The sequence below is a fragment of the Pseudomonas sp. 57B-090624 genome (assembly GCF_003234055.1).
Classification (GTDB): domain Bacteria; phylum Pseudomonadota; class Gammaproteobacteria; order Pseudomonadales; family Pseudomonadaceae; genus Metapseudomonas; species Metapseudomonas tohonis.
Map to the genome: position 1 here is coordinate 1 of NZ_QKRU01000128.1, position 8,600 is coordinate 8,600.

6 protein-coding genes are annotated in these 8,600 nt (G+C 66.9%); all 6 read right to left on the minus strand.

Annotated elements, in window-relative coordinates; genetic code table 11:
- Window positions 1–237 precede the first annotated feature (237 nt).
- Entirely contained in the window at window positions 238–3,027 is a 2,790-nt protein-coding gene (locus DMX10_RS31185) for a hybrid sensor histidine kinase/response regulator (RefSeq protein ID WP_111264727.1), read from the minus strand.
- Window positions 3,028–3,141: 114 nt separating this feature from the next.
- Window positions 3,142–4,431 (minus strand): phosphoribosylamine--glycine ligase, encoded by a 1,290-nt coding sequence (gene purD / locus DMX10_RS31190; RefSeq protein WP_111264728.1) that lies wholly within the window; start codon window positions 4,429–4,431, stop codon window positions 3,142–3,144.
- A gap of 109 nt (window positions 4,432–4,540) precedes the next feature.
- Entirely contained in the window at window positions 4,541–6,148 is a 1,608-nt protein-coding gene (gene purH, locus DMX10_RS31195; RefSeq protein ID WP_111264729.1) for a bifunctional phosphoribosylaminoimidazolecarboxamide formyltransferase/IMP cyclohydrolase, read from the minus strand.
- Between the two features lie 120 nt (window positions 6,149–6,268).
- On the minus strand, window positions 6,269–6,589 hold the full coding sequence (fis, locus tag DMX10_RS31200) for a DNA-binding transcriptional regulator Fis (RefSeq protein WP_031288889.1): 321 nt from the start codon (window positions 6,587–6,589) through the stop codon (window positions 6,269–6,271).
- On the minus strand, window positions 6,586–7,581 hold the full coding sequence (dusB, locus tag DMX10_RS31205) for a tRNA dihydrouridine synthase DusB (RefSeq protein WP_111264730.1): 996 nt from the start codon (window positions 7,579–7,581) through the stop codon (window positions 6,586–6,588). The genes fis and dusB overlap by 4 nt, the downstream gene beginning before the upstream one ends.
- A 169-nt stretch (window positions 7,582–7,750) precedes the next feature.
- On the minus strand, window positions 7,751–8,600 hold an 850-nt coding region (locus DMX10_RS31210; RefSeq protein ID WP_146603101.1), incomplete at its 5' end, for a DUF3426 domain-containing protein.

Here is an 8,600-nt window from a genome sequence, read left to right on the forward strand (position 1 = left end):
GGCGTAGGGTGGGCTTCAGCCCACCGCTCTCCCAGGCTCATCGGCATGCCAGGCACGACCCCGCCTGGGGGATGAAAAGAGCGTCATCCACCCTACGCAGCGGTCATGTCCGGCGCGCGGGCGTGAGGCCTTTGTAGGGGCGACTTCGGTCGCCAAGCGGTGCGCAGCGCCGCCGCTCTCGTAGGAGCGAATTCATTCGCGGGCGGAGCCCCGGGCTGAAGCCCGGGCTACGGGGGATCAGGAGTGCAGCGCGCTGTCGGGCTCGTGCTGGCGGCGCATTTCCTTTTCGGCGACCCAGTGTTCGATCAGCTCGCGCAGTTGCGACAGTTCGACCGGCTTGGCCATGTGGCCGTCCATGCCGGCCTGGCGGGCGCGTTCCTTGTGTTCGGTGAGGATGTGCGCGGTGAGGGCGACCACCGGGGTGCGCGGGCGCTGTTCCTCGCTTTCCCAGTTGCGCAGCATCTCGGTGGCGGAGAAGCCGTCCAGCACCGGCATCTCGCAGTCCATCAGCACCAGGTCGTACTGCTGGTTCTTCATCGCGCTGAGGGCTTCCTCGCCATTGCTGGCGGTGTCCGGCTGCAGGTTGAGCTTGCTGAGCATGCCGCGGATGACCTTGGTGGAGATGCTGTTGTCCTCGGCCACCAGGATGCGGAAGTCGTTGGGCACGTTGAGCGGGGTGCTGACCTGGGAGCCGGGCAGGGCCGCCGCGCCGCCGGCGGCGCGCTGGTTGAGCTCGTCGGCGAGGGTGGTCTTGAGGGTGTAGCCGGCCACCGGCTTGGCGAGGATGCGCTTGATGCCGGCATTGCGGGCGATGATCTTGCTCGGCGCGTTGCTGATGCCGGTGAGCATGATGATCAGGATGTCGTGGTTGAGGCTCGGGTCTTCCTTGATCTTGGCGGCCAGCTGCATGCCGGTCATGCCGGGCATGTCCTGGTCCAGCAGCACCACGTCGAAGTACTCGCGCAGGTGGGCCTTGGTGCGCAGCAGGGCCAGGGCCTCCTTGCCGGAGGGCACGGCGCTGACGTGCAGGCCCCAGGCGCTGCACTGCTGCATCAACACCTTGCGGCAGGTGTCGTTGTCGTCCACCACCAGCAGCCGTGCGCCCTGCAGCGGGCCGTCGAAGTCGGAGGCGGGTTGTTCCAGGCGCTCGCTGTCCAGCGGCAGGGTCAGCCACAGGGTGCTGCCCTGGTTGCCGCCGGTCTGCACGCCGAACTCGCCGTCCATCAGGCGCACCAGCTGGCGGGCGATGATCAGGCCCAGGCGGCCGCCGAGCTTGGTGGCGGAGAGGAAGTCCTTGCTGTGCAGCTCGGCGTTGAGCAGGGCGTCGCGCTCGCTGGCTTCGAGCGGGCGGCCGCTGTCCTGCACGGCGATGCGCAGGCGCGGTTCGTTGCCGCTGGTGTCCAGGGCCACCACGAGGAGGATCTCGCCCTCGTCGGTCTGCTTGAAGGCGTTGTCCAGCAGGCTCAGCAGGGCCTGGCGCAGGCGCGTCGGGTCGCCGCTGATGACGCGCGGCACCTGGGGCTGCATGAAGCTGATCAGTTCGACCTTCTGCTGCTCGGCCTTGGCGCGGAAGATGTCCAGGCAGTCGTCGATCAGGGCGTTGAGGTCGAATTGCACGTCGTCCAGCTCGATCTGCCCGGATTCGAGCTTGGAGATGTCGAGGATCTCGTTGATCAGGGTGAGCAGCTCGTTGCCGGAGCTGTGGATGGTCTGCACGTAGTCGCGCTGCTTGGCCGACAGCGGGGTGCCGAGCAGCAGCTCGGTCATGCCCAGCACGCCGTTCATGGGGGTGCGGATCTCGTGGCTGATCTTGGCCAGGAACTCGCCCTTGGCCTTGAGCTCGGCGGAGCTGGCGGCGGCTTCGCGGCTGACGCTGAAATCGTCGAGGAGGATGCGCCGCTGGCGCTCGCTCATGGCGATGCTCATCAGCACGCCGCTGATGGCGGTCACGCCCAGCAGGGCGAAGGCCAGCCAGTCGGACTGCACCGACCAGTAGCCGAACAGGGCCGGCAGGGCGCCGATGAAGGCGATGCAGTAGACCAGCAGCGCCACGGTGAACATGCGTGCCGGGCGGTAGCCGCGACGCCAGTGGTGCGTGGAGACGACGAGGATGCTCAGGCCGGTGAGCGCCGCCATGGCGTAGACCAGCTGGTTGAACATCAGGTCGGTGGCGATCATCAGCAGCATGCCGATGACCCCGATGAGCACCATCTCGCCGATGAGGATGCCGTTGAGCGGTGTACTGGGGCGCACCTTGCGGAAGAAGCTGCCGGTGAAGGCGAGGGCACACAGCATCGCCAGCAGCATCGACAGGTTGGCGATCTGCGGCTGCGCGCTCTGCCAGCCGCGCAGCCAGGGGGCGCTGATGCCCAGCAGGCTGAGCGCTGTGCCCACCAGGCACAGCTGGGTGGCGGCCAGCCACAGGCCGCTGGTGGCACGGGCATAGCCGAAGCGCAGGAGGTTGTGCACCACGAGCATCAGCAGGCTGCCGATGAGCAGGCCGAAGAGCAGCGGGCGGCTGTCATCGGCGGCCATTTCCACGGCCGATTGCAGGGCGATGGTCGGGCGCAGGGCGTGCTCGGAGGCGAGCCGCAGGTACAGGTCCAGGGGCTCGCTGCGCATGGGCAGCGGCAGGAGGAAGTCACGGCTGGGCAGCGGGCGGTCGCTGTAGGGCAGGCGGCTGCCGGTGCGGGTGTGGTCGATGATCTCGTTGCCACGGACGACGTACAGGTCGAGCAGGGACAGGTAGGGCGCGAAGACCCGCAGCAACTGCTCGTGATCGCCCGGTTGCAGACGGTGGTGCAGCCAGAGGGCGCTGGTGCCGCCGGGTGTGTAGAGGCGCTGAAGGTCGACGGGGGTGAACTGCGAGGCGGATTGCTGGGCGCGGATGTCTTCGAGCTGCAGGCTGGCCGTGGGGTCGAGAAGCATGCTCCAGTGCGCGCGCTCCCCGGCTTGCACCGAGGGCAGGCAGAGCAGGGTCAGCAGCAGGCTGACGCTAAGACCGATGGCAATCCTGAGCCGGCGCACGGGCGAAGTCCCTTCGTGGGTGAGTGGCGGGATTATAGCCAAGCACCGGCCTGCGGAATATGACAAAGGCGGCCATATGGCCGCCTCTTCCGCAGGTTTACCGGTTATTTACCTTCAATCCTCGCCGCGTTCGCGGGCGATGGCGCGGTAGCCGATGTCCGTGCGATGGAAACTGCCATTCCAGCTGATCTTCTCGGCCAGGCGGTAGGCCTGCTGCTGGGCTTCGGAGACGGTCGGGCCGATCGCCGTGGCGCAGAGCACGCGGCCACCGGCGGTGACCACCTGGCCGTCCTTGAGGGCGGTGCCGGCGTGGAACACCTTGCCGTCCAGCGCGGCGGCGTCGGCCAGGCCTTCGATGACGTCACCCTTGGCGTAGTCGCCCGGGTAGCCGCCCGCAGCGATGACCACGCCGACGGTGGGACGCGGGTCCCAGGTGGCTTCGACCTTGTCCAGGGCCTTGGCCAGGGCGGCCTCGACCAGCAGGACCAGGGAGCTTTCCAGGCGCACCATGATGGGCTGGGTCTCCGGGTCGCCGAAGCGGCAGTTGAACTCGATGACCTTGGGCGCGCCGCTCTTGTCGATCATCAGGCCGGCATAGAGGAAGCCGGTGTAGACGTTGCCTTCCTCGGCCATGCCGCGGACGGTGGGGTAGATCACCTCGTCCATCACGCGCTGGTGCACGGCGGGGGTGACCACCGGGGCGGGGGAGTAGGCGCCCATGCCGCCGGTGTTGGGGCCGGTGTCGGCGTCGCCGACGCGCTTGTGGTCCTGGCTGGTGGCCATGGGCAGCACGTTCTGGCCGTCGACCATGACGATGAAGCTGGCTTCCTCGCCGTCGAGGAACTCCTCGATCACCACGCGGGCACCGGCGTCGCCGAAGGCGTTGCCGGAGAGCATGTCACGCACGGCGTCCTCGGCATCGCTCAGGGTCATGGCGACGATCACGCCCTTGCCGGCGGCCAGGCCGTCGGCCTTGACCACGATGGGGGCACCCTTCTCGCGCAGATAGGCCAGGGCCGGCTCGACTTCGGTGAAGTTCTGGTAGTCGGCGGTGGGAATCTTGTGGCGGGCGAGGAAATCCTTGGTGAAGGCCTTGGAGCCTTCCAGCTGGGCGGCGCCGGCGGTGGGGCCGAAGATGGCCAGGCCACGGGCGCGGAACAGGTCGACCACGCCTTTGACCAGCGGGGCCTCGGGGCCGACGATGGTCAGCTGCACGTTGGCAGCGGCGAAGTCGGCCAGTTGCTCGATGGCCAGCACGTCGATGGCGACGTTCTCGCACTTGGCTTCGGTGGCGGTGCCGGCGTTGCCCGGGGCGACGAAGACCTTGGCGACGCGCGGGTCCTGGGCCACTTTCCAGGCCAGGGCGTGTTCACGACCGCCGCTGCCGATGATCAGTACGTTCATGGAGCTCTCCTGCGGAGAGAGCGGCAAGCTTCAAGCTACAAGCTACAAGTCAAAGCGGGCAGGATCCTGCTTCTCTTGCAGCCTGAAGCTTGTGGCTTGCAGCTCGCTGTTAGTGTCTGAAATGGCGCATGCCGGTGAATACCATCGCAATGCCGGCCTCGTCGGCGGCGGCGATGACTTCGTTGTCACGCATGGAGCCACCCGGCTGGATCACGGCGGTGATGCCGGCCTTGGCGGCGTTGTCGATGCCGTCGCGGAAGGGGAAGAAGGCGTCGGAGGCCATGACCGCGCCCTTGACCTCGAGACCGGCATGCTCGGCCTTGATGGCGGCGATGCGGGCGGAGTTGACGCGGCTCATCTGGCCGGCGCCGACGCCGACGGTCTGGCGGTTCCTGGCGTAGACGATGGCGTTGGATTTGACGAACTTGGCCACTTTCCAGGCGAAGATCAGGTCGTGGATCTCCTGCTCGCTCGGGGCGCGCTGGGTGACGATCTTCAGGTCGCTTGCCGCGATCATGCCGATGTCGCGGCTCTGCACCAGCAGGCCGCCGTTGACGCGCTTGAAGTCCCAGCCCGGGGCGCGCTCGGCCGGCCACTCGCCGCATTCCAGCAGGCGCACGTTGGCCTTGGCGGCCACCACTTCACGGGCGGCGGCGGAGATTTTCGGGGCGATGATCACTTCGACGAACTGGCGCTCGACGATGGCCTTGGCGGTCTCGCCATCCAGCTCGCGGTTGAAGGCGATGATGCCGCCGAAGGCGGACTCGGTGTCGGTGGCGTAGGCCAGGTCGTAGGCCTTGCGGATGCCGCCTTCGTCCTCCGGAACCACGGCAACGCCGCAGGGGTTGGCGTGCTTGACGATGACGCAGGCCGGCTTGACGAAGCTCTTCACGCATTCCAGGGCGGCGTCGGTGTCGGCCACGTTGTTGAAGGACAGTTCCTTGCCCTGCAGCTGGACGGCGGTGGAGACGCTGGCTTCGCCCTTCTTCGCTTCCACGTAGAACGCCGCGCTCTGGTGCGGGTTCTCGCCGTAGCGCATTTCCTGGGCCTTGACGAACTGGCTGTTGAAGGTGCGCGGGAAGGCGCCGCGTGCCTCGGTGGACAGGGTGTCGCGGGCCTGGTCGATGGTGCCCAGGTAGTTGGCGATCATGCCGTCGTAGGCCGAGGTGTGCTCGAAGGCCTTGAGGGCCAGGTCGAAGCGCTGGGCGTAGGTCAGGCCGCCGTCCTTGAGGGACTCGACGATGCCGGCGTAGTCGCTGGCGTTGACCACGATGGCGACGTCCTTGTGGTTCTTGGCGGCGCTGCGGACCATGGTCGGGCCGCCGATGTCGATGTTCTCGATGGCGTCGGCCAGGTCGCAGTCAGGCTTGGCGACGGTGGCTTCGAAGGGATACAGGTTGACCGCCACCAGGTCGATCGGCTTGATGCCGTGCTGGTCCATGACCGCACCGTCCAGCGCGCGGCGACCGAGGATGCCGCCGTGGATCTTCGGGTGCAGGGTCTTCACGCGGCCGTCCATCATTTCCGGGAAGCCGGTGTAGTCGGCGACTTCCACGGCGGCGATGCCGTTGTCCCGCAGCAGCTTGTAGGTGCCGCCGGTGGAGAGGATCTCAACGTTGAGGGCAACGAGCTCGCGGGCGAAGTCGAGGATGCCGGTCTTGTCGGAGACGCTGATCAGCGCGCGGCGAACGGGGAGGCGGGTGGTCTGGTCGGTCATCTGAAGGCCATCGTGCAGGGGGATGTCGGTGGTGAAGCCGGAAGCCTGAAGCTCAGCGCTTGAAGTCAAACGCCCGAAGCCACGTGCATCCAGCTTCAGGCCTTCAGCTTCCAGCTGTTCTTAAAGGAGGTCGTACTGCTTGAGCTTCTTGCGCAAGGTGCCGCGGTTCAGGCCGAGCATCTCGGACGCCTTGGTCTGGTTGCCCTTCACGTAGTTCATCACGGACTCCAGCAGCGGGGCTTCCACTTCGGAGAGCACCAGGTTGTAGACATCCGTGACCGCGGCGCCCTCGAGATGGGCGAAATAGTTGTGCAGGGCCTTCTCGACGCTGCCGCGCAAGGTCTGGCCTTCGGCGGTCGGTGTCGTCAGGTGCTGTTTAAGGTTGGCGTTGTCGCTCACGGGTGTTGCCCCATCAAAAAAATTCTCGGTCATCGTCGTCATGCGGCCTGTTCTCCGTCGTTGTGACGTTCGATGAAAAACTCTCGAACGTTGGCGCACTGCGCGTCCGTGGACTCCAAACGATTGAACTGGGCGCGAAACTCCCTGGCGCCCGGCAGGGTTGCGAGATACCAGCCGACATGCTTGCGGGCGATGCGTACGCCCATCAGGTCGCCATAGAAGGCGTGCAATGCGGCCAGGTGCTCCAGCAGGATCTGTTCAATTTCCTTCAAGCCCGGCGCCGGCAGCAGTTCGCCGGTTTCCAGGTAATGCGCGATCTCGCGGAATATCCAGGGTCGCCCCTGGGCCGCTCGACCGATCAGCAGGGCATCGGCGCCGGTGGCGTCGAGGACCTCTCTGGCCTTCTGTGGCGAAGTGATGTCGCCGTTGGCGAAGACCGGGATCGACACCGCCTGCTTGATCGCGGCGATGGTGTCGTACTCGGCCTCGCCGGTGTACAGGTCGGCACGGGTGCGGCCATGCACGGCCAGCGCCTGTATCCCCGACTGTTCGGCGATCCTTGCCACGGCGATGCCGTTCTTGTTGTCCCGGTCCCAGCCGGTGCGGATCTTCAGGGTCACCGGCACGTCCACGGCGCCGACCACCGCTTCGAGGATCGCGGCCACCAGGGCCTCGTCCTTCATCAGCGCGGAACCGGCGGCCTTGTTGCAGACCTTCTTCGCCGGGCAACCCATGTTGATGTCGATGATCTGCGCACCGAGCGCCACATTGGCGACGGCGGCCTCGGCCAGCATCTGCGGGTCGCCACCGGCGATCTGCACCGAGCGCGGCTCCGGGTCGCCTTCGTGCAGCAGGCGCAGTTTCGACTTGCGGCTATTCCACAGGCGCACATCGCTGGTGACCATTTCGGAGACTACCAAGCCGGCGCCGAGGCGGCGGCAAAGCAGACGAAACGGACGATCGGTCACGCCCGCCATGGGGGCGAGTATCACCTGATTGGGTAGTGCGTATGGGCCGATGCGTACCGCCGACATGGGTCTTCCCTGCCTGTGGGGCCGGATCTTGGTCTTCGAAAAAGGGTGGGCATGATACCCGCTCTCGATGACCGGATAAAGGTCGTTTTGAACAAATTCTGAACAGTGGGGAGCTTATCGCCGGCGGTTCTGGCGGCGGTGCCGGCGACGTCGAGGCGTCGCCGGCGGGTCACTCGGGAGAGTGGAAGCTGAGACTGTAGTTCACGGCCTTGGTGCCCGGATCGAGAATGTCCAGGGAGATGTGGATGGGCGTCTGCGGTGGCATTTCGGACTGCCCGGCGAGCTCGCCGGCGAGGTACTCGCCCGGCTTGAAGCGACGACTGGCAAGCAGTTGGCCGCTGATATCGGCGAAGCGCAATTCCAGGAGCGGGAACGGCTGGGAGAAGGGCGCGCGGTTGTAGAGGATGGCATCCACCACCAGTGCGCCGGTGAAGTCCGGGTGGCTGCGTACCACCAGGTTGCTGCTCTTGATCAGCGCGATGTCGACCTTGGACGGCAGCTGGCAGCCGAGTTCCGGGCACAGCTGTTCGAACCAGGGGCGGTACTGGTCGGAGCGCGCCAGTTCGTCGAAGTGGTACCAGACGTACTGGCCGGCCAGGGCGACGGCGCCCAGCAGGTTTAGCAGGCCCCAGCCGATCCAGCGGCCCCAGGGCTTCTTCGGCTGCTGCCAGTCGAGTTGCAGCGGCTCGTCGTCGATGTCCAGCAGGTTGCTGCCGCGCAGGCCGGGCTCGTTGCGCGGAGCGCTGCGGGCCGGCGGGGCGACGGGCGTATCGAGGTCTTCGTCTTCATCGTCCGCAGCGGAGAGGGCTGCGTGCGGCGGCGGGGTTTGCTCGGGGGCTTCCCGGTCGGCGGCGAGGCCGAGGCTCGGCACCGGTTCATCGTCCGCTTCGTCGTCGAGCGACAGCGCGGGCTCCCTGCGTGGCGCAGCCACAGGCTCGCTGGGGCGCGGGCTTTCACCGACGGGCGGTTGCGTGGGGCGTGGTGCGGGGGAGGGCGCGCGGGGCGCATCCTCGCGCAGC

What these genes read in the sequence shown, in the direction of transcription:
- purD (WP_111264728.1), bottom strand. Translation starts at nt 4,431, where the DNA reads ATGAACGTACTGATCATCGGCAGCGGCGGTCGTGAACACGCCCTGGCC.
- dusB (WP_111264730.1), bottom strand. Translation starts at nt 7,581, where the DNA reads ATGTCGGCGGTACGCATCGGCCCATACGCACTACCCAATCAGGTGATA.
- purH (WP_111264729.1), bottom strand. Translation starts at nt 6,148, where the DNA reads ATGACCGACCAGACCACCCGCCTCCCCGTTCGCCGCGCGCTGATCAGC.
- fis (WP_031288889.1), bottom strand. Translation starts at nt 6,589, where the DNA reads ATGACGACGATGACCGAGAATTTTTTTGATGGGGCAACACCCGTGAGC.